Genomic DNA, 22799 nt, shown 5'->3' with positions numbered 1-22799 from the left:
TGTTCGGCTTATTTCTTGAGCGCTTCCTTCAAGATCGCCGTGCAAGCCTGCTGCGCAACGCGCAGAACATCGGTGTAGACCTTGTTGTAGAGCTCGCCGCCATCGACGACGCCGCGGCCGTTCTGCGTGATGAAGAACTTCTTCGGACGATCCTCGAAAGCCTTGTCCGCTTCAGCAAATTTCGCCTCGACCAGCTTCTCCAATTCTTGCTCTGTCAAAATAAGTCACCTCTTTCTAAAGGAAGCGCGGATAAAACGAAGTCGCTCAGCTTGTGTAGATGAGGGGTTGAATTTATCAGCGATTCCATAATTATACCTTATATTATACATCATTTTGATTGATTGTAAAGGAAGCGCGGATAAAATGAAGTCTTTCAAATCGGCGTGGATTTTTCGTCCCGTCAAGGAAAAGAAAAGTCGGATGCGGCTAGGGCGGAAAAGATGCGCCAAGATGGCAGGGCTGAATTTATCAGCGATTCTTAAGGCAGACTATTTCGCGGCAAAATGATAGGTGCGACCGTCCTCCGTCACGATGCGCTGATTCGATTTGGAAAGGAAGCCTGCGAATAATTCATTGCGCAGCGTGTAATAATGCGCAGGATCGCCGCCGACTTCCTTCCAGAAAGCGCGGTGTACGTCAAGGCGCAGCTCCCATGTGAAATGTTCGTCGGAAGAATCCGTCACGACACAGGCGCCGTCGCAGGGCATACCGTCAAGTCGGATTTGATCCATAGCGCTGAATAAGGCGCTGGGGCGCGATTCTGCCACGGCGTTTTCGCTGCCAAAGGCGAACGCAGCCTTCTTCACGTCGTCCATGCGTGCCGCATCCGCCGCCAAGATCTTGGTCACGAGATCGGCGTAGCGGGATTCTGCATCTTCGATTTGTCCGAGAAGCCAAGCGTGGATGTTCGACAAATCAATGATTTCTTCGAGCGGACGGGATTCTTCCTTGACGTGGGCGGCTGCTTCGTCTTTACTCAGCCAGCCTTTTTCAGCGGCGAGTTCGGCAATCGCTTTCGTCAGAGCTTCCTGTGATTGGATCTTCTGATACATGCGGAAATGAATCGGCCCTAAAAATGCGCTCATATCTCATACCTCCGTAAAAAAAGTGAACAGTACCATTATACTACATTCTTCGCAGAAAAAATGTCGTACCATTTCTTACAAAAGGGAAAAATTCTGCACTTGGTTTCTGTAAAGGATTTGCTGTGCGGCAGTGAAAAAGGAGAGCGGTTGTGCTATAATGAAAACATCTTTGTAAAAGAGATTTTGGAGAAAAGGACGATGTAATGATGTTCAAGCAAGTTACAGCTTTTTTTGTCTGTCTTTCGTTGTTTGGCGGGCTGTCCGGCTGGGGGCAGGCGGCAGAGAAGGAACAGGGCTCGCCTTACGGTGCGTGGATCAAGGATGTGTCCGAGAAGAACGCGGCGCAGGCGGAAGGACAGCCGCAGAGTGTTCAGGCAAAGTCCTCTGCGGACGCCGCTTCTAATGCAGCGTCGGTCAAAGCCGAAGATCCGTATAAGATCGTCATCAATATAGCTGCACGCTCCTTGAGTCTTTATAAAAATAACGAAAAGATTCGCCTGTATCCCGTAGCCTTGGGGAAACTTTCCACGCCGACGCCCGTCGGTTATTTTTCCGTTTTAACGAAGGAAGAAAATCCTACATGGGTCGATCCGGGAGATTCTAAAAACACGATCCCTTCAGGAGAATACAATCCTCTGGGGTATCGCTGGATGCAGGTCTGGGGCAATTACGGCATCCACGGGACGAATCATCCTGAATCGATCGGCAGCTTTGTTTCGAACGGCTGCATACGCATGAGAGAAGCTGATGTCGAGGAAGTTTATGACTATGTGAATGTCGGTACGCCGGTGGAGATTATGTATCAGCGCATCGTGATTGACAAGATCAAGGATAATATGATCGTGTACTACATCTATCCGGATGGCTACGGTTATCAGCCGCTTGATGTAGAAACGGTGACGAGGTGGCTTGCCGGCTACGGCGTGGAGAGTTTTGAATCGGACGAGGATATAGAGAAAAAAATTCAGTTGTCCGACGGACAGCCTACGTATGTCGCGAGAGCATATAACTTATCTGTCAACGGGAAATTCATGAAGGATAAGGCTCTCATCAAAGATGATATCGTGTATCTTCCGGCGGGAAAGATTGCAGAGCAGATGAAGGTGCTCGTGACGTGGGATTCTAAATCAGCTACGTTGGGAACGAAGTACGGCAAGGCGATCGGCTATGAAAAGAAAGGGACAATCTTCTTCAATGCGGAGGATGTCGGTGTGCTCTTCCGGCTGCAGGGCGGATTGAGCAGACGCGGCGTCTACGAGTTGACATCGTTGGAAGAAGCGACTGCCGAGCCGCCGAAAGCAGCAGAGACTTCTGCGACAAATCCTGTCGATGCGGATGGCGTGAAATCCGGCAAAGAGGCGGGCGTGAACGACAAGGTGCAGGAGCGGCGTCCCGTCGCAGCAGCCACGACGCGCATCTATCGCGAAGGACAGACGACAGCCTCAAATCCGACGACAAGCGGAAGCGCGGGGGTGAATCCGTAATTTTTGAGGAAACTGCACGCACAGAAGCCCAGCCAATCGGTCTGCGCCCTTCGGGCTTGACGCATGGATGGTCAAAGTAAATTCATATCGCTGGATGATGAGGTGAATCTGGTTGAGCAAACGATTGATTCTTGTTGATGGCAGCAGCCTTTTATACCGTGCGTTTTACGCGCTGCCGCTGCTGCAGGCGGCGGACGGGTCGTATACGAATGCCGTCTACGGTTTTGCGACCATGCTGCAGAAATTGCTGCAGGAGTATGCGCCGGACTATCTTGTCGTGGCGTTTGATAAAGGGAAAAAGACCTTTCGCAACGAAATGTTCGCGGAATACAAAGGCACGCGCAAGCCTACGCCGCCTGAGCTTTCGAGCCAAATTCCCCTGCTGCATGAGTTTCTTGCCGCTTTGGGCGTGCCTTTGATTGAGCAGCAGGGATATGAGGCGGACGATATATTGGGGACGCTTTCGGTAAGGGCGGCTGAGGAAGGCATGGACATCTTCGTTGTGACGGGCGACCGCGACGCTCTGCAGCTCGTGCAGCAGAACGTGCGCGTGCTCTTCACGCGCAAGGGCATGACGGATCTTTTGGTTTACGATGAAAAGTTGTTCGCAGAAGAATACGGTTTTCCGCCGAAGCGGCTCATTGATATGAAGGGGTTGATGGGCGATGTTTCGGACAATATTCCGGGCGTGCCGGGCGTCGGTCCGAAAACGGCAAAGAAGCTCCTCATAGATTACGGTTCCTTAGAGGGCGTCTATGAGCATACAGCGGAGATTACGGGCAAGAAGCTCAGGGAAAACCTCTTGGCGAATCGGGAGAAAGCGTTCCTGTCCAAAACATTGGCGACGATTTGCTGCGATATGCCTTTGCCGTTCGAACCGCAGTCTTACGAGGTGCAGCCAAAGAGAGAGGCTTTGCAGGCATTTTTCCATAAATACAATATGAAGTCGCTGTCCGAGGCGTTTGCTTCCTTCGGTGCGGGGCATACGGCGGAGGCGTCGGCGGCGAAGGATATTGCTCTGCACACGATGGACGATGAAGCGGCGAAGGAGACGTTCATCGAACAGGCGCAGGAGCAAGGCTTTTTTTCTGTTTCTGCCTGTTTTGCGGGAAAGGCGCCGGACATGAAAGCGGCGCATTTCGTTTTGTGCGCCGGCGGGATCACATTGCTTGCAGAGGCGCAGGATCTCTCGGCTTTTTCAGCGCTTTTTAAGAATGAGAAGATCCGAAAGGTCGTTCATGAATCTAAGCCGTTTCTTCATTGCGGCATGAATTTCGGCGCTGCCTGCTTCGATGCGTCGCTTGCATCGTATCTTTTGATGCCCGCCGCTGCATCATACGATATGACGAGTCTTGTCGGCACATATCTTTCCGCTGCCAATGCTTCCGATGCGCAGCGAGAAGGAGCGGAGGGCGCGGCATGGCGCAGTGTGTTTTTGGAAAAGCTCTATCCTGTGTTGAAAAAGCGGTTGGAAGAATATGCGCTTGCCGCTCTCTATGAAACGATGGAACTGCCGCTCGTGGAAGTGCTTGCAGCGATGGAGCAGGCGGGCATCCATGTCAATCGCGCTTCTTTGCATGAAAAATCCGAGGAGATTGCGCAGCATCTTGCCGCTTTGACCGAGGAAATTTACGATTTGGCGAAGGGTGCGTTCAATATCAACTCGCCCAAACAGCTTTCATCTGTGCTTTTCGAACGGCTCTCCTTATCGCCGCCGCCGGGGACGAAAAAGACGAAGACGGGCTACTCCACGAACGCCGAAGTCCTTGAAGCCATGCGTTTTGACCATCCGATTCTTGAAAAGATTCTTTCGTACCGCTTTTGGATGAAGCTGCAGTCGACGTACCTGGAGAGTATGGAGGCGTTGATTTCTCCTAAGACGCAGCGCGTTCATACGAGGTTCAATCAGATGGTCACGGCGACGGGGCGCTTGAGCAGTTCGGAGCCGAACCTGCAAAACATCCCCGTGCGCACGGAAGAGGGACGGCAGATTCGGGCGCTTTTCGAACCGAGCGACGGCTACGACGCGCTGTTATCTGTCGATTATTCGCAGATTGAGCTGCGCATTTTGGCGCATTTGTCACAGGATAGGAATTTTCTTGAGGCATTTTTGCACGACCAGGATATTCATGCAAGGACAGCGTCGGAGGTATTCGGCGTACCGCTCGATGATGTTACGCCCGATCTGCGCCGCAAGGCAAAAGCGGTGAACTTCGGCATCGTCTACGGCATCAGCGACTATGGGCTTGCCAAGGATCTTCATATTTCGCGGCAGGAAGCCGCCGATTATATCACAAGCTATTTTGAAAAATGCAGCGGCGTGAAAAAATTTATTGATGAAACCGTGGAGAAAGCGCACCGCGACGGCTTCGTTACGACGATTTTCGGCAGGCGGCGCGATCTGCCTGCCATCAAAAGCAGCAATTACAACCAACGGACTTTGGCGGAGCGCATGGCGATGAATACGCCGATTCAAGGCTCTGCCGCCGACATCATCAAGCTCGCGATGATCAAGACGTATCACGCGCTCAAGGAGCAAGGGCTAAAGAGCCGCATCTTGCTGCAGGTGCACGATGAGCTGGTGCTGGAAATCATGAAGGACGAAGAGACGCAGGTCGCGGCGCTTGTGCGCGGCGCTATGGAAAACGTCGTGCAGTTATCGGTGCCGCTTCTCGTCGATGTTCATACGGGCAAGAATTGGGCGGCAGCCAAATAGGGGGATGAGAAGAATGCCGGAGCTTCCGGAAGTTGAAACCATACGGCGTTCTCTGGGAAAATATGCGGTGGGGCGAAAAATCGCAGATGTTGAGGTGCTTTTGCCGCGCACGATAAAGCATCTTCTTGTGCCGGAGTTTTGTTCCCGCGTGCGTGGGCAGGAGATTTTGCGCTTAGATCGGCGCGGCAAGTATCTGATGCTGCTCTTGGCGAGCGGCGATACGCTTTTGCTGCACCTTCGCATGACGGGACGCTTCTATTGGCGCAGGTTTCGCACGCCGTACGGCAAACATGTGCGAACCATCTTTCAACTCGACGATGGCGGCTGGCTCTTTTTTGAAGATGTGCGGACATTCGGGGAGATTCATCTGCTGAGTGCAAAGGAGCGGGAGCGTTTTCCAGCCCTTTTGCGCATGGGGCCGGAGCCTTTGACGGAAGGTTTTCGGACGCTCTATTTGCGCACAGCTTTGCAGAAATGCGGACAGCGCATCAAGGGCTTTCTGCTCGATCAGGAGAAAGTGGCGGGTCTTGGCAATATCTATGTCGATGAGGCATTGTTTTTTGCGGGGATCCATCCGCTGCGCGAAGCTCGCAGTTTGAACCGCGATGAGATATTCCGCCTGCATCGGGCGGTCAATCAAGTGATCGCCGAGGGCATTGCAGACGGCGGCACGACATTTCGCGACTATGTGAACGGCGAAGGCAGGGAAGGCTTCCATCAACAGAAGCTGCGCGTCTATCATCGCGAGGGGGAGCCGTGTCTCGTCTGCGGTACGGCGATTGAAAAAATCCGTGTCGTCGGGCGCGGCACGCGCTTTTGTCCGCATTGTCAACCGCTGCATGACGGCAAGGCGATGCTCGTCGGTCTGACCGGCGGCATCGCGAGCGGCAAGAGCACGGTCAGTCGCCGATTGCTCAAACTCGGCGCCAAGGTCATAGATACCGATAAGATCGCACATGCTTTGGCAAAGCCGCATCAGCCTCTTTGGAAAATTTATTTGGAGCATTTCGGCAAAACGATATTGGATGAGAACGGCTGCCTTTGCCGCGAGAAAATTGCAGCCTGCGTGTTTTCCGATCCGGAGGAAAGGCGTTGGATTGATGGTGCGGCGCACCCTCTGATCGCTGAAGCTGTGAAAAAGAAAATCGCCGCCTTTGAAAAAAAAGGAGAGCGCATCCTCTTTCTTGATGTGCCGCTGCTTTTTGAAGCGGAATGGAATCGCATGGTGGATAGGATCTGGCTCGTCTATGTATCCGAGGACGTTCAGATTGCCCGCTTGATGAAGCGCAACGGCTATACAAAAGAGGCGGCAAAGGCGAGGATACGTTCGCAGTTCCCGCTGCGTGAGAAGCGGCGACGCGCTGACTGCATCATTGAAAATGACGGGACGTTAAAAGAAATGGCGGCACAGGTGACGGAGGCTTGGGAAGAGCTGCAGTCGCTTTGACTTGTGCCGCAGAATGTGAGACGGGAGGTGCGATGTTGCACGAGCGGACGGGTGATGATTTTCACAGGCGCGTCAGGCAGAAGCGACAGGAAACGAATCGTCGCTTTGCTGCGTTTTTTCTTGGCGTTGTCATTTTGTGTATGGCATTTTCCTTTTTTTTCGCCATGCAGTTGGAGTCCATGCAGCGGCAGTATCTCTATCCTTATCCGTATCGGTCCGTCGTTGAGCATTACGCTGAGAAGTATCATGTGGACAGCGCTCTTATAGCAGGTATGATCCTTTCGGAAAGCAAGTTTCAGAATGAAGCGAAGTCGCATCGCGGGGCTGTCGGCTTGATGCAGCTGATGCCGGAAACGGCGATGTGGATTTCTGAGCAGATCAACGACAAGGAGTATAACTTAGGAGAGCTTCACGAGCCGCAGAAGAACATCGAGTACGGCACATGGTACATCGCATCGCTGGAAGAAGAGTTCGGCGGCAACGAGGTGCTGGCGTTGGCGGCGTACAACGCCGGACGCGGCAACGTGCACGAGTGGATGGATGAAAAGCATTGGGGCATGGATTTTCACGAGGTTTCTGCCATCCCATACGAAGAAACGCGCGTCTATGTATCGAGCGTTTTGAAGAACCGCCGAAAGTACTTGGAGCTTTACGGCGAGGGAGCAGAGTAAGCGAGGCGTATGATGCAGAAGAAGTTGTGTATTGTTCCGGAAAAACGAAATATCCTGCGCGAACTGACGCAAGGCATCGAGCTTACGCAAGCGGAGCAGAAAATATTTTTTGCCGCCGTCGTCAAGCATGTGGAAGTCTCTCTGGAAGGAAATTCTTGGGAGATCCTGCTCCAAACGCAGGAAGTTATACGAACGAGCCTTTTAGAGCGCGTGGGCGAATATATCAAGAAACAGGCGCATATTGAGCACCTTGTTTTTTATCAAGATATTTTGGATCTCGAAGCCTCGATTGAGCGCGCATGGAAGGAACTTTGCCTCGTTGCTGCGAACGGCAATCCTTCGGTGCTTCATCTGCTCAAAACGGCGAAGCGCATCTTCGATGGCGCCAATCTGCGCATCGAGGTCAAGGGCGAGCTTTCGGGCGAAATCCTGCGTGCGCACGATGTGCCGAATCTCTTGCAGAAAGCCATCGAGAAAATGCTGACGATTCGCTGCGCTGTTTCTTACAAAGCGGTCGATGAAGAGTACATCATCCCCGAAGAGGATCGAGAGCTTGCGCAGGATCGCGCCTATGAGGAAAATCTGCGGCAGAAGAAAGAAGCGCCCGCCGCTTCGCCTGCGGCGCAGCCGAAAAAAACGGCTGCCGCTTCTGCGCATCGCTTAGCGTCTGTGCCGCGGGCGATGGGACATGGCGCAGACTTGATCTTTGGCAAGAAGTTTACGGGAGAAGCGATTGCCATTGACGACACCGACGGTGAAATGAAGAGCGTCATCCTGACAGGTACGATCGGGCGCGTCAGCTCACGGGAGTTCAAGACGAACACGAAGCTCCTGCTCTTCGATCTGGCGGACGCGACGAATGGCATCAGCTGCAAAAAATTCTTCAAGGAGAAGGAGCAGGAAGCGTACGATAAGGCGCTGGCTTCCGTCAAAGAAGGAATGCTCGTGCGCGTCAAGGGCGCGATTCGCTTTGATACGTTCCAGAACGAGTTCATGCTCTTCGTCGATTCGATGCAGAAGGTGGAAAAGCCGAAGCGCGAGGATAAGGCGGAGGTCAAGCGCATCGAGCTTCATGCGCATACGCGCATGAGCAGCATGGATGCGGTCGTTTCGGCAGAAACTTTGATCAAGACGGCGGCATCGTGGGGCTGGCCTGCCATCGCCATCACCGATCATGGCGTCGTACAGGCGTTTCCTGATGCGGCGAAGACCGCCGCAAAGCTCGACATCAAGATCATCTATGGGATGGAAGGGTATCTCGTCCAAGAGGATTTTGAGCAGAAGCACGCGAACCATATTATTTTTCTCGCGAAGAATCTGAACGGCTTGCGCAATCTTTACCAAATGGTATCGCTTTCGCATTTGAAATACTTGCATCGGCAGCCGCGTCTTCCCAAGGAGATCGTCGAAGAATATCGTGAGGATGTCATCGTAGGTTCTGCCTGTGAAGCAGGCGAGCTGATCCGCGCCATCGTCGATCAAAAGCCGGAGGAAGAGCTTTTGGAGATAGCGCGTTTCTATGACTATCTGGAGATTCAGCCGATCGGCAACAATGAATTTCTCGTGTGCAGCGATAAGTTCCCGCATATCAAAGATGATGAGGACTTGCGCCGCATCAACATGAAGGTGGCGGATCTCGCCAAAAAGCTTGGAAAAATGCTCATCGCTACATGCGACGTCCATTTCCTCAATCCCGAGGACTCCATCTATCGCGCCATCTTGATGAAAGGCAAAGGCTTCGAGGATGCAGAGATGCAGCCGCCGCTTTTTTTGCGCACGACGGAGGAGATGCTTGCCGAGTTCGATTATCTGGGCGAAGAAGCGGCATACGAAGCGGTCGTGACAAATCCGCGTAAGATCAGCGATATGATTGAACGGTTCAAGCCGATTCCTGACGACCTCTATTCGCCGATGATCCCGGGCGCGGCGGAGGAAATCCGCGATATGTCGTACCGCAAGGCGCGCGCCCTCTACGGCGAAAATTTGCCTGAAGTCGTCGAGGCGCGCTTGAAGCAGGAGCTTACGCCGATCATCGGGCATGGTTTTTCCGTGCTTTATCTCATTGCGCAGCGCCTTGTCAAGAAGTCGAACGACGACGGCTATCTCGTCGGTTCGCGCGGCTCAGTCGGCTCTTCCTTCGTGGCGACGATGACAGACATCACGGAGGTCAACCCTCTGCCGCCGCACTGGCGCTGCCCGCACTGCAAGTACAGCAAGTTCGTCGAGGACGGCTCAGTCGGTTGCGGCTACGATCTGCCGAGCCGCAAATGCCCCGTCTGCGGCACCGAGCTTCTAAAAGACGGTCACGATATACCGTTTGCCGTCTTTCTCGGTTTCGACGGCGACAAGGTTCCCGATATTGATTTGAACTTTTCCGGTGAATATCAGCCCGTGGCGCATAAGTATACGGAAGAGCTTTTCGGCAAGGACAACGTCTACCGCGCGGGCACGATCGCCACGGTTGCGGACAAGACGGCGTTCGGCTATGTGAAGAAGTTCTTTGAAGAGAAGGGCGTCAAGAAGCACAATGCCTACATCGCGAGTCTCGCCGCCGGCTGCATGGGCGTAAAGCGCACGACAGGACAGCACCCGGCGGGCATCATGGTCGTGCCGCGCAACATGGACGTACATTTTTTCACACCGATCCAGCGTCCCGCCGACGATAAGAATACGACGACGATCACGACCCATTTCGACTATCACTCGATCAGCAGCCGCCTCGTCAAGCTCGACATTCTCGGGCACGACGATCCGACGGTCATCAAGATGCTCGAAGACCTTACGCACCGCGATCCCAAGACGATCCCGTTCGACGATCCGGCGACCTTGAGCATCTTTTCTTCGACGAAGGCTCTGGGGCTTGATCCCAAAGAGCTTGGGGCGAATTCCGGCACCTTCGGCATCCCTGAGTTTCGCACGGGCTTCACGCGCCAGATGATCGACGACACGCATCCGTCGTGCTTCAGCGACCTTGTGCGCATCTCGGGCTTTTCGCATGGTACGGACGTTTGGCTAGGCAACGCGCAGGATCTCATCCGCAGCGGTCAATGCACCCTGCGCGAGGCCATATCGGCGCGTGACGACATCATGATGTACTTGATCCACAGCGGCATCGACCCGCTTCTTTCCTTTCAGACGATGGAATCGGTCAGAAAGGGCAAGGGGATTAAGGAAGACGTCGTGAAAGTTCTGCGCGAGGGCGGCATTCCCGAGTGGTACATCGAAGCGTGTCAGAAGATCAAGTACATGTTCCCGCGCGCTCATGCGACCGCCTACGTCATGATGGCATGGCGCATCGCTTACTGCAAGGTGCATTATCCGCTCGCCTTTTATGCGGCGTATTTCTCGATTCGCGCGGCGGAATTTGATGCCGATGTCGTGGCGCGCGGCAAGGATTATGTGAAGAAGCAGCTCGACGCATTGGAAGCGAAGGAGGCGCCGGACATCAAGGAGAAGGCGACGATCATCGTTTTGCAGCTCGCTTGGGAGATGTACCTTAGAGGCTTCTTTATGGAGCGCGTCGATCTCTACGCTTCCGAAGCGGAGCGCTTCGTCCTGCATGAGAAGTCGCTTCTGCCGCCGCTCGCTTCCTTGAACGGCGTCGGCGCTTCCGCTGCGCGCAGCATCGTCGAGGCGCGAAAGGATGGGCTCTTCACTTCCATCGAGGACATCAAGAAGCGCACGGGCATATCAAAAACGTGCATTGAGATATTGCAGGCGCACGGCTGCCTTGCCGATATGGATGAGAGCGACCAGATGGAACTTTTCATGTAGTTGGGCGATTTCTCAACGTCTAATAATATGACATTTTGAGAAAAATACTATATAATGATACGCAAGTTTTGATGGATGTAAGGAGTACGGCGATTTTTCATGGAGAATGGTATTTTGCAGAAGAGGAAAGCGTTTATCGGCGTCTATGGCTGCCAGATGAATCTTTCCGATGCGGAACGTATGGAAGGGCAGCTTGGGACGCTCGGCTATGAGCGTACGGACGATATGACCGGAGCCGATCTCATCCTGCTGAATACCTGCTGCGTACGCGAGACGGCGGAAGATAAAGTCTATGGGAAGATCGGCGAGATCAAGCACATCAAGCGCAGGAATCCCGCGCTCATTTTTGGCGTCACAGGCTGTATGGCGCAGAAGGAAGGGGAAGCCTTGCTTCGCCGTGCGCCGCATATCGACTTCGTACTCGGCACAAACAAGGTGCATGAGCTGAAAGCGGTGGTTGAGGAACTTGCGTCGAAAAGACGCAGGCGCATTGTCGATGTATTTTTAGGCGATGCGCCTTTGCCGGAAGATGTACCGATTGAGCGCACCGGTCGTTTGTCGGCGTGGGTGCCGATCATGTACGGCTGCAATAATTTCTGTACCTACTGCATCGTACCGTATGTGCGCGGCCGCGAGCACAGCCGCTTGCCCGAAGACGTCGTGCGCGAGGTGGAAGAGGCAGCTGCGCAGGGGTTCAAAGAAATCACGCTCTTGGGGCAAAATGTCAACTCCTACGGCAAGGATCACAGGTGTGCGAGCTTCGCGGAGCTTCTGCGGATGGTCGATGAAGTGAAGGGCATTGAACGCGTGCGCTATATGACGTCGCATCCTAAGGATCTCAGCGATGATGTCATTGCCGCGGTCAAGAACGGCAGGCATATCTGTCCCCATTTCCATTTGCCCGTGCAGCATGGCTCTGACAGGGTTTTGAAAGCGATGAACCGCGTCTATCGAAAGGAGCCCTATCGTGCGCTTATCGAACGCATCCGTGCCGCCGTGCCCGAAGCCAGCCTTACGACCGATCTCATCGTCGGCTTTCCGGGAGAGACGGAGGAAGATTTCTCGGAACTTCTCGATTTTCTGCGAGAGATTCGCTACGACGCCGCTTATACGTTCCTCTACTCGAAGCGCTCGGGCACGCCGGCGGCGACGATGGCGGGGCAGGTGGCGGACGCGGTCAAGAAGGAGCGTTTGCATCGCTTGATGAAAGTGCAGAATGAAATCAGCTTGGCGAAGAATGAAGCGCTTCTGGGTACGGTGCAGGAAGTTCTCGCAGAAGGACCGAGCCGTACCGATGACTCCGTCTGGACGGGCAGGACAGGCACGAACAAGATCGTGCTGTGGCAAAAGCAGGGAAATGAGACCGAGGGTGACGTCGTGCGCGTGCGCATCACGCAGCCGCAGACGTGGGTGCTCAAAGGTGAATTGCAGTAGGGTGGGGGCGGCATAAGCTGCCCTTTTCTCGTTCAAAAGCGCTTTTAGGAGGTTTTATGGAGCTCACACCGATGATGCAGCAGTATTTGGAAACGAAGAATCATCATCCCGATGAGATACTGTTCTTTCGCCTTGGCGATTTTTATGAAATGTTTTTTGATGATGCTAAACTCGTTTCGCGAGAATTGGGGCTGACTTTGACGAGCCGTATCGGCAACAAGGAAAAGATGCCGATGTGCGGTGTGCCATATCATGCGGCAGAGAGCTACATCGCGAAGCTCATCAACAAGGGGTACAAGGTCGCCATTGCCGAGCAGATCGGCGATCCGAAAGCGAAGGGGCTGACGAAGCGTGAAGTCATAAAGATTGTCACGCCCGGTACGGTGCTGTCCGAATCCTCTCTGCACGATGCGCAGAACAACTATATCGCATTGATCTTAGAGGAAGGGGAGGCTATCGCACTTGCCGGCGCCGACGTATCGACGGGCGAGTGTTTCTACGGCGTCTATGAGGGCAAAGCGGCGCGGCAGATGCTCTTTGATGAGCTGTATCGCCTGCTGATGCCCGAGCTGATTCTCGTGGGGACGCTGTCGTTTGGCGAAGCGCTCGATGAGTTTCTTGCGCTTCGTATGCCGCAGTGCGCTTTGACGCGGCGCACGGAGAATGCGGTCGATTGGAAACTGCGCCTGCGGCAGCATTTCGATAAAGATTCGCTGCCCAAGCGTGAGTTTGCACAAAAGGCGGTCGCGGTTCTCTTAGAGTATTTGCATGAAACGGTCAAGACGGATCTTTCGCATATCAATCGCTTGACATATCTCGATGCAAGTGAAAATCTCGTCCTTGACACCTATACGCTTCGCAACTTGGAAATTATCCGCAACCTGCGTGACGGCGGCAAGAAGGATACCTTGCTCGACGTTCTCGATTTTACAAAAACGGCGATGGGCAGCCGTCTTTTGCGCAAATGGCTTGAGTATCCGCTGCTTGCGCCGGAAAAGATCGAACGCCGCTTGGACGGTGTGGCGGAATTTGCCGCCGATTTTTCTTTGCGCGAGGACGTGCAGGCGCATTGCAAGGAGATCTTTGATTTCGAGCGTCTTTTGACGCGCATCGAAGTCGGCACGGCGAATGCGCGGGATCTCGTTGCGCTGAAGCTGTCGCTGCGTGCGCTGCCGCCGCTAAAGGCGCGGCTTTCCTCTGCAGTCGCCCCGCTTTTGCAGGAAGCGGAGAGCGGCGTTGAACTCTTTGAGGAAATCGTGGCTCTTTTGGAGCGTGCGATTGTGGAAGAACCGGGCATTTCTCTGCGCGAAGGCGGCATCATCAAGGAAAGGTACAACGAAGAGCTTGACGAGTATCGCCGCATTTCGCAGGACAGCAAGAAGATGCTGCAGCAGATGGAAGAGCGTGAAAAGGATCGGACGGGCATCAAGACGCTCAAGATCGGTTATAATAAGGTGTTCGGCTACTACATCGAAGTGCGCCATAGCGGCGCCGATCTCGTGCCCGATCGCTATATCCGAAAACAGACGCTGGCGAATGCCGAGCGCTATATCACGGAAGAGCTTAAAGAGTTTGAAACGAAGATTCTCGGTGCGCAGGAGAAGATCGTTCAAATCGAGTACCATTTATTCACAGAAATTCGCGAAATCATCCAGAAAGATCTTGGACGAATCCAACAGACAGCGCAGCATATCGCTCTTCTCGATGTGCTCGCAAGTCTCGCTGAAGCTGCGAGTAATTACAACTATGTGCGTCCTAAGCTCGTCGTCGGCGGCGGGATCGTCATTCAAGACGGCAGGCATCCGCTCGTCGAGCGGATCCTGACGAACGATCTCTTTGTGCCGAATGATACCGAACTGAACCATAAAGACTGTGAAATCATGCTGATCACGGGGCCGAATATGGCGGGCAAGTCGACCTACATGCGCCAAGTCGCTCTGTTGACGCTCATGGCGCAGGTCGGCAGCTTCGTGCCTGCGAAGGAGATGACGCTGTCGCCCGTCGATCGCATCTTCACGCGCATCGGCGCGAGCGATGATCTCGTCAGCGGACAGAGCACCTTCATGGTGGAGATGAACGAAGTCGCGCAGATCTTGAAGTATGCCACGAAGGACAGCCTTGTGATCTTGGATGAAATCGGCAGGGGAACGAGCACCTTTGACGGCATGAGCATCGCGCGCGCCGTCGTCGAGCATATACGCGGCAAGATCCATGCAAAGACGCTGTTTGCTACGCATTATCACGAATTGACGGATATGGAAGATGCGCTGATAAAGAACTGCTGCATCGCGGTCAAGGAGCGCGGTGCGAAGGTCGTTTTTCTGCGCCGCATCATCCGGGGCAGCGCGGATAAGTCGTACGGCATTCATGTGGCGCGTTTGGCAGGGCTGCCGAAGAGCGTCACACAGAGGGCGCAGGAGATCTTGGACGATATGGAGAGGGGCGCGGGCATTCCTTTGTCGCAGAAGCCTGTGAAAGGGCCGGAGTTGGCGGCGGATGCTTCTTTGATGGGATCGCTTTTCTCCTCATCTTTGAGCGATGCGATTTTGTCGCTCGATGTCATGGCGATGACGCCTTTGGAAGCATTGAATGAATTGTACCGTCTGCAGCAGCAGGCGAAGGGAGAGGAGGGGAAGCGATGAGTTTGATTCATGTGCTCGACGACAATACGATCAACAAGATCGCCGCAGGCGAAGTCGTAGAGCGTCCGGCGTCTGTCGTCAAGGAGCTTGTTGAAAACTCGATTGATGCAGGCGCGACGAAGATCGAAGTGGAAATCATGGCAGGCGGCACGAGCCTCATGCGCGTGACGGACAACGGCTGCGGCATGAGCATGGAGGATGCGAAGCTTGCGATTGAACGTCATGCGACGAGCAAGATCCGAGAGGTCGGCGATCTCTATTCGCTGGGGACGCTTGGCTTTCGCGGCGAAGCGCTGCCGACGATCGCCGCCGTTTCCCGCTTTCGTATGCGAACGCGCAAGGAGGGTGCAGAGCTTGGCACAGAGGTGCGTATCGTTGGCGGCGTTCGGCAGGAAATCGGCGAGACGGGATGCAGCTTGGGAACGACGATACAGGTTGAGGATCTTTTCTTCAATACGCCCGCACGCAAAAAGTTCCTCAAGACGACGCATACGGAGGGCGGGCGCATCAGCGACTTCATTACAAAACTGGCGCTTTCTTGCCCCGACATAGCGTTTCGTCTGATCAACAACAATAAAGCTGCAGCGATGACGCCGGGAAATGGTTCGCTTTTTGACGCCATTCGCAGCATTTACGGCTCGCAGGCGGCGGACGCCCTTTTGGCTCTTTCGTTTGAAGATGAGGACATAAAGATCACGGGCTACATCACGAAGCCCTCGATGCTCAAGAGCAGCCGCGCTTGGCAGACATTCATCGTGAATGGCCGCATCATCTCGAACAAGGCGATTGCCAAGGCGATTGACAATGCCTACCACTCACTTTTGCCGAAAGCGGGTTTCCCCCTGGTCGTTTTGAATATCACCGTGCCGCAGCGCTCTGTTGATGTCAACGTCCATCCGCAGAAGAGCGAGATGAAGTTCGAAGATGAAGGCCGTATCTTCAAAGCCGTATACAAGGCGGTCGTCGACGCTATACGTCCTGTGGGGCAGACGCTTGAGCATGTGGCGGGATCTGTGCAGCACGCCGAGCGTCATTGTGTCATGGAGCCGATGCAGTTCGTTGCGCCGAGAGTTTCGGCGGACGGGAACGGTTCTTCGAGGAATGGTTTTGGTTCTCCGTTTGGGATCATGGATGCAGGAGAGCTTTATCATACAGCATCTGAGCCGGCGATGCGTTTTGCCGAAGCGCAGGCTGTGCTCCAAGGGGAGCGTGCGGCGTATGGCGGAGAACTGACGGCTGCTGCCGACACGAGCGTTGTGTGTGAGGCGAGAGATGCGGTCTATGGCGCAGCTGGCGATTCTTTACGGGAAGCGGCGCCCGATGCGGCGAATATCGGTATGTATCAAGACAGCATCATGCCGATCGGACAGGTTGATCGCTGTTACATCATTGCGCAGGACAAAGACGGTCTTTATATCGTTGATCAGCACGCGGCGCACGAACGAATCCTTTACGATAAGTTTTCCGCTATGGCGGAGCGTATTCCTTCGCAGCAGCTTCTTGTCCATCCGATTTTATCGTTCGATGCGCGGGAAGCCGCGCTCGTTTTGGAAAATCAGGAATTGTTCCGCCGCTTGGGCTTCGATATGGAAGCGTGCGGTGCGCACGATTTTCGTTTGAAGGAAGTTCCGGCAGATGTTCCCGTATCGGAAGCGGAAGATATGGTCCGTGAGATCCTAGCCAAACTCTATGATATGCACGAAACGACGGCGCAGGAGATTCGTCATGCGTGCCTTGCAACGATGGCGTGCCGTGCTGCGATCAAGTCGGGCGATGAACTGAACTTTCGGCAAATGCGCATCGTTTTGGAAGAGCTTTCCCGGACGGCGCGTCCCTATACATGCCCGCATGGACGGCCGACGATTTTGAAGTTCAGCAGCGAGGAATTGGCGAAGATGTTCAAGCGAACGTGAGGTGCGCGATGGAAGAAAAGAGCCTTACGATCGCCACGACGGGCTACAAGAGCCGTCCCGCCGATTGTCAGCTTGCCGAACAGACCGCACGGCGGCTGGGCATTCGCTGTGTCAAGCGTGCGCATACATCGTATGCGGACTTGCGCGTACAGTACGGTGCAACGCATCTGCTCGTGGTGAAGAAAGGCGGTCTGCGTCTGGAAACGCCCGAGGGCGAGTTGTTTTTCCACCCCAATATGGCGCATGTGCGCGTCCGCGAGCTGGGGCGCGGGCAAAAGGATCGTATGATAGAAGCGATGGGGCTTGGCGAAGGGGACAGCGTGCTCGACTGTACGCTCGGGCTTGGCGCGGATGCCGTTACCGCGAGCTTTGTCGCGGGTGAGCGCGGCAAGGTGACGGCGCTTGAGAAAAGCCCGCTGATCTATGAGATCGTGCGTCACGGTCTGGCGCATTTTCCGGCGGGAAATTACGATCTGCACGCTGCGATGCGTCGGGTCGAAGCAAGACAAGCGGATTATGAGGATTTTTTGCGGACGCTTCCCGATGATTCTTACGATGTCGTTTACTTCGACCCGATGTTTCGCCACCCGCTGAAGGACAGCGTGCAGCTTGCGCCGCTGCGTCCCTTGGCGGAGTCCGCGCCCGTATCCCTTTTTGCCGTCGCCGAAGCATGCCGCGTGGCGAAGCGGCGCGTCGTCCTGAAGGAAAACAGCCGCAGTCTGGAATTTGCCCGACTGGGATTTTCAAAGATTGCCGGAGGGAAATACAGTCCCGTTCATTATGGTGTGATTGATGTTTGCCGTTCGTAAATCTGCCGTGGCACTTCCGTTTCTTTTCTTCTCGCGATTCTTGTGCTATGATAGGGGGGAGCTTTCAGAAGTATGGAAAGTTCCCGCAGTACGAAGCTCGACTGCTTGCGAGAGCGGATGGTATCAGAAAATAACATTTGGAGGAAATAAGGCATGTCGTTGTTGGAGATAAAGAAAGCGGGAGCGCCGGTTTTGAAGGAAATTTGCGCTCCTGTGGAGCGTGTCGATGCGAAGCTCAGAAAGCTGCTCGACGATATGGCGGAGACGATGTACGAAGCGAACGGCATCGGCATCGCTGCGCCGCAGGTGGGCGAATCGCTGCGCATGGTCGTCATTGATATAGGCGATGGACTCATCGAGCTTGTCAATCCTAAGATTACTTTTCGAGAGGGAATCGAGACGGATTCGGAAGGCTGCTTGAGCGTGCCGGGGATTTTCGGTGAAGTGGAACGTGCGGCGAAAGTCAAGGTCGAGTTCCTTGACCGACGCGGCAAGCGTAAGCATATCACGGCGAAGGGGCTTCTGGCGCGCTGCATTCAGCATGAACTCGATCATTTGGAAGGCGTGCTGTTCATCGACGTAGCGACGAGCCTGCGTAAAGAAGAGGAAGAAAAATCATGAAAAAAGCTCGCGTGATCTTCATGGGAACTCCGGACTTCGCCGTACCCTGCCTCGCGCGTCTCGCGGAGATCGCCGACGTCATCGCTGTCGTGACGCAGCCGGATAAGCCCAAAGGGCGCGGACAAAAGCTATTGTCGCCGCCCGTCAAACAGTTTGCCCAGGCGCATGGCATCGCCGTCTATCAGCCGATGCGCGTCAAAGCGCCGGAGTTTGTTGATGTATTGCGGGAGCTTTCCCCCGAACTCATCGTTGTCGTCGCTTTCGGACAAATTCTGTCGAAAGATATTCTGCAGCTGCCGCCTTTGGGCTGCATCAATGTCCACGCGTCGCTTCTGCCGCGTTATCGCGGCGCAGCGCCGATGCAGTGGGCGATCGTGCGCGGTGAAAAGGAAACGGGCGTCACGACGATGTTCATGGACGAGGGACTTGATACAGGTGATATGCTTTTGACGGCAAGCCTGCCGATCACAGAGACGATGACGGCGGCTGAACTGCATGATGAGATGATGCTGCTCGGCGCCGATGTCTTGGAAAAGACGCTTTGTGCGCTTTTTCAAGGGACGCTCAAGCGCGTACCGCAGGCGGATGCGCTCTCTACCTACGCGCCGCTTCTTGCTAAGGAAATGGGGCGCATCGACTGGCAAAAATCCGCGCGTGAGATCCATGATCTCGTGCGCGGTCTGAATTCATGGCCGGGCGCTTATAGTATGCTGGCTGGACAGAAGTTCAAGATCTGGCGCACGCGCGTAGCGGAGGGCACGGCAAATCCCGGAGAGATCATTTCCGTGACGAAAAAAGGGCTGCTCGTCGGTACGGGCGAAGGACTGTTGGAAATCTTGGAGCTGCAGGCGCCGAGCAAGAAGAAGATGGCGGCAGGCGACTATATGCGCGGTCACGGGCTTCTTTTGCCTGTATGCTTCGAGCTATGATGTCTGGATCGTCTGGGAAAGGAGGGGGTGTTTTGACAAATGCGATACCGGGGCTTGAGCGCCCGCACAAGAGGCTTTTCATGGCGCTTTTGTCCCTGAGTTTCCTTTGCATGACCTTCCTCGCCTATGCGGTTTGGCGCGTGAGCTACCTTGGTCTGCTTGAAATCAATGCTTACCTGCCTCTCGTGTTGGGTGTTTTTTTTGCAAGCGTCGTCTTTCTTACGGGTTTTGGTATATTGAGCATGGTTGGAGCGATTCTCGGTCTGCCGTTTCTTCATATTTTTCAGAAGCAGTCGTACACCTTGATCAATTTGCTTTTTCCTGTCGCCATCATGATCGGCAAAGTGTTTGGCTTCAACCGTCGGCGCATCGAGCGCTCTTTTATCGAGGTCAGCAACCAGATCATCCACCATCGCGGTATCAAGGTACATGCGCATGAACTGCTCGTCGTCACGCCGCATTGTTTGCAGCTGGCGACATGTCCGCACAAGATCACGCGCGACCCGCACAACTGCAAGCGATGCGGCGGCTGTGACGTCGGCGCTCTCGTGAATCTTGCCGATGAGATGGGCTTTCACTTCTTCATCGTGACGGGCGGCACGCTCGCGCGCCAGACGGTCAAGAAGATTCGCCCGAAAGCGGTCATGGCGATCGCCTGTGAGCGCGATCTGACGAGCGGCATTCAAGACGTCTATCCGCTGCCGGCGGTCGGTGTGCTGAATATTCGCCCCAACGGTCCGTGCTTCAATACGCATGTCGATATAGAGAAGGTGCGCGAGGAGATCGAGAAATTCTTGCTTGACGACGATGCAGAGAAGAAGGAGAAGGATGTGCCTGAAGACGAAGGGGATAGGCAAAAATGAGGAGGAGCTATGGACAAGGCGCGGGAGACGGCGCTCAAGGCGCTTCATGAAGTGAATGAAAAGGGCGCTTATGCCAATGTGGCATTGGCGCGGTCTTTGCGTGCCGTGAAACTCTCTGAAGTGGACCGCCGCTTTGCAACGGAATTGGTCTACGGCGCGGTGAAGGCGGGCGGTACGCTCGATTGGATGCTGCGGCGCTACTTGAACCGTCCGCTTTCCAAGATCCCGCCTATGGTGCGGGATATTTTGCGTTTGGGCATATACCAGCTTTTCTTCCTTGCGCGCGTGCCTGCCTCCGCCGCCTGCAATACGGCGGTGGAGATGACGAAGCGCTGCAGCCATGCGGGTACGGTGAAGTTTGTCAACGCCGTTCTGCGCACGGCGGCTCGTGAACCCGAGAAGGCGGCATTCCCGATGGGCAAGGCGCATGAAGCGGAAAATCTCGCCCTGTCCCTGCAGCATCCCGAGTGGCTCGTACGGCGTTGGATCGAGCAGTTCGGCTATGAAGAGGCAAGGGCGCTCTGTGCATTTGATAATGCACAGGCGGTTCTTTCGCTTCGCACGAACACCTTAAAGATTACACGGGATAAGCTCATCGAACGGCTCTCGCAAGAGGGCGTGGAGGCGGAGGCTTCCGCTTGGGCGCCGGAAGGCGTCTTGTGCCGCCGTCACGGTGCGCTCGATGATTTGCCGTCTCTGCAGCAGGGGCTTTTTCAAGTGCAGGATGAAAGTTCCATGCTCGTTGCGCATGTTCTCGCGCCCGAGCCAGGCGAATTTGTCCTCGATGTTTGCAGTGCGCCGGGCGGCAAGACGACGCATATCGCCACCCTCATGGAAGATCAGGGGCGCATCGTCGCGCTCGACGTTCACGCGCATAAGATCGAGCGCATCGCGGAAAACTGTGAGCGGCTCGGCATAACATCGGTGCAGCCGCTGCTCTTAGATGCGCGGGAAGCGGGCGCACGCTTTTCCTGCCAAGCTGACCGCGTGCTTGTTGATGCGCCATGCTCCGGTCTCGGTGTGCTGCGGCGCAGACCCGACGCACGCTGGCGAAAGACGCCCGAAGAGATCGCCGCTCTCGTGCCGCTGCAGCGCGATATTCTCAGGTCTGCCGCTGCGGCTGTAAAGCGCGGCGGCGTGCTTGTCTACAGCACATGTACGATCGAGTGTGAGGAAAATGAAGCCGTCATCGAAGACTTCCTTTCGCAGCATGAGGACTTCATTTTGGAAAACACCGGCGATTTCCTGCCTTTGCAAAAACGCACACAGAAGATGATTCAGCTCTATCCGCAGCGCGACGGTACGGATGGCTTCTTCATCGCGCGTCTTTTAAGAAGGTGAGCGCATGAAGAGTATTTTTGGCATGACGCTTGAGGAGATGCAGGCGGAATTTTCTGCCCAAAATCTCGAAAAATATCGTGCGAAGCAGGTGGCAGAGTGGCTCTATAAGAAGTTTGCGAAGAGCTTTTCGGATATGACGAATCTGCCGAAAGACCTGCGTGCTGCTCTCGGCGCGAAGTATCGAATCGAAATGCCGACGCTGCGCACACGTCTTGACAGTGCAGACGGCAGGACGAGCAAATTCCTGCTGGTCTTTCCCGATGGGGCTTCGGTAGAATCTGTACTCATGCGCCAACCGTACGGCAACAGTATATGTATCTCGACACAAGCGGGCTGCAATATGGGATGCGCTTTCTGCGCCTCTGCGCTGCACGGGCTGGCGCGCAACTTGACGGTGGGGGAAATGCTCGCCGAAGTGCTCTTCATAGAGGAAATGCTGTCAAAAGAAGGCGAAAAGGTCGATACTATGGTCTTGATGGGATCGGGCGAACCTTTGATGAACTATGATAATGTCGTATGCTTTCTTCGGCTTTTGCATGAGAAATACGTACTGAACATGGGCTATCGCAATATCACGCTGTCCACATCGGGCATCGTTCCTGCGATCGACGATCTTGCGGAAGAAGGTATGCCCATCACGCTGTCCATCTCGCTTCATGCGCCGCGCGAAGAGCTTCGCACCGATCTCATGCCGATCAATCGCAAGTATCCGTTGGCGGACGTTGTGGCGGCAGGTCGGCGTTATGCAGAGAAAACGGGACGGCGCGTCACATACGAGTACATTTTGATCCGTGATCTCAATGACGGCGAGCGTGAGGCGAGGGAATTGGCGAAGCTGCTCAAGGGACAGACCGCAAGCGTCAACCTCATTCCTGTCAATCCTGTGCCTGAACGCGGCTTTGAGCGACCGACAGACGAGAGCGTGGCGTCATTTTGCAGCATCCTTGCGCATCATCGCATCACCGCTACGGTTCGCCGCGAAATGGGAAGCGATATACAGGCGGCATGTGGGCAGCTGCGCAGCCGCCACATGTCCGCCGAGGAAAAGCTGCAATAGATTGTGAGGTGTT

16 protein-coding genes are annotated in these 22799 nt (G+C 54.7%); 14 read left to right on the top strand and 2 right to left on the bottom strand.

Annotated features, from left to right (window positions below; translation table 11 throughout):
- Nucleotides 1-8: 8 nt before the first annotated feature.
- Nucleotides 9-218 carry a hypothetical protein gene (locus tag ACO5Z0_RS10230; RefSeq protein WP_006192860.1) on the bottom strand — a complete coding sequence of 70 codons (210 nt, stop codon included), beginning with the start codon at nt 216-218 and terminating at the stop codon, nt 9-11.
- 270 nt (nt 219-488) lie between these two features.
- A complete protein-coding gene (locus ACO5Z0_RS10225; protein ID WP_442673851.1) occupies nt 489-1085 on the bottom strand; it encodes a hypothetical protein in 597 nt (198 codons plus the stop codon).
- Between the two features lie 206 nt (nt 1086-1291).
- Here ACO5Z0_RS10225 and ACO5Z0_RS10220 point away from each other — a divergent pair, with 206 nt between their 5' ends.
- The 14 genes from ACO5Z0_RS10220 to rlmN all read left to right on the top strand — a co-directional run bounded on the left by ACO5Z0_RS10220 (nt 1292) and on the right by rlmN (nt 22786).
- On the top strand, nt 1292-2569 hold the full coding sequence (locus ACO5Z0_RS10220) for a L,D-transpeptidase (RefSeq protein WP_485650222.1): 1278 nt from the start codon (nt 1292-1294) through the stop codon (nt 2567-2569).
- Between the two features lie 112 nt (nt 2570-2681).
- Entirely contained in the window at nt 2682-5285 is a 2604-nt protein-coding gene (polA, locus tag ACO5Z0_RS10215) for a DNA polymerase I (protein ID WP_485650221.1), read from the top strand.
- 13 nt (nt 5286-5298) lie between these two features.
- On the top strand, nt 5299-6732 hold the full coding sequence (mutM, locus tag ACO5Z0_RS10210; protein WP_485650220.1) for a DNA-formamidopyrimidine glycosylase: 1434 nt from the start codon (nt 5299-5301) through the stop codon (nt 6730-6732).
- 32 nt (nt 6733-6764) lie between these two features.
- Nucleotides 6765-7403 (top strand): lytic transglycosylase domain-containing protein, encoded by a 639-nt coding sequence (locus tag ACO5Z0_RS10205; protein WP_442673012.1) that lies wholly within the window; start codon nt 6765-6767, stop codon nt 7401-7403.
- A 9-nt stretch (nt 7404-7412) separates the two neighbouring features.
- Entirely contained in the window at nt 7413-11177 is a 3765-nt protein-coding gene (locus tag ACO5Z0_RS10200) for a PolC-type DNA polymerase III (protein WP_485650219.1), read from the top strand.
- A 99-nt stretch (nt 11178-11276) separates the two neighbouring features.
- Nucleotides 11277-12611 carry a tRNA (N6-isopentenyl adenosine(37)-C2)-methylthiotransferase MiaB gene (gene miaB, locus ACO5Z0_RS10195; RefSeq protein WP_485650218.1) on the top strand — a complete coding sequence of 445 codons (1335 nt, stop codon included), beginning with the start codon at nt 11277-11279 and terminating at the stop codon, nt 12609-12611.
- Between the two features lie 56 nt (nt 12612-12667).
- Nucleotides 12668-15253: a DNA mismatch repair protein MutS gene (mutS, locus tag ACO5Z0_RS10190; RefSeq protein ID WP_485650217.1), complete on the top strand. Its 2586-nt coding sequence runs from the start codon at nt 12668-12670 to the stop codon at nt 15251-15253.
- The gene (gene mutL, locus ACO5Z0_RS10185; protein ID WP_485650216.1) at nt 15250-17166 is read left to right on the top strand and encodes a DNA mismatch repair endonuclease MutL; all 1917 of its coding nucleotides are present in this window, start codon (nt 15250-15252) and stop codon (nt 17164-17166) included. Before mutS ends, mutL begins: the two co-directional genes overlap by 4 nt.
- A gap of 8 nt (nt 17167-17174) precedes the next feature.
- Nucleotides 17175-17975 (top strand): class I SAM-dependent methyltransferase, encoded by an 801-nt coding sequence (locus ACO5Z0_RS10180; RefSeq protein ID WP_485650215.1) that lies wholly within the window; start codon nt 17175-17177, stop codon nt 17973-17975.
- Nucleotides 17976-18128: 153 nt separating this feature from the next.
- A complete protein-coding gene (def, locus tag ACO5Z0_RS10175) occupies nt 18129-18596 on the top strand; it encodes a peptide deformylase (RefSeq protein WP_442673487.1) in 468 nt (155 codons plus the stop codon).
- Nucleotides 18593-19525 (top strand): methionyl-tRNA formyltransferase, encoded by a 933-nt coding sequence (gene fmt / locus ACO5Z0_RS10170; protein ID WP_485650214.1) that lies wholly within the window; start codon nt 18593-18595, stop codon nt 19523-19525. Before def ends, fmt begins: the two co-directional genes overlap by 4 nt.
- Before the next feature lie 32 nt (nt 19526-19557).
- Entirely contained in the window at nt 19558-20388 is an 831-nt protein-coding gene (locus ACO5Z0_RS10165; RefSeq protein WP_485650213.1) for a DUF116 domain-containing protein, read from the top strand.
- A gap of 9 nt (nt 20389-20397) precedes the next feature.
- The gene (rsmB, locus tag ACO5Z0_RS10160; RefSeq protein WP_485650212.1) at nt 20398-21729 is read left to right on the top strand and encodes a 16S rRNA (cytosine(967)-C(5))-methyltransferase RsmB; all 1332 of its coding nucleotides are present in this window, start codon (nt 20398-20400) and stop codon (nt 21727-21729) included.
- Nucleotides 21730-21733: 4 nt separating this feature from the next.
- A complete protein-coding gene (gene rlmN / locus ACO5Z0_RS10155) occupies nt 21734-22786 on the top strand; it encodes a dual-specificity RNA methyltransferase RlmN (protein WP_485650211.1) in 1053 nt (350 codons plus the stop codon).
- Nucleotides 22787-22799 lie beyond the last annotated feature (13 nt).

The organism is Selenomonas sp. (assembly GCF_057272215.1).
The sequence above is the reverse complement of the archived record's forward strand: the minus strand, read 5'-3'. Positions and strand labels throughout refer to the sequence as shown.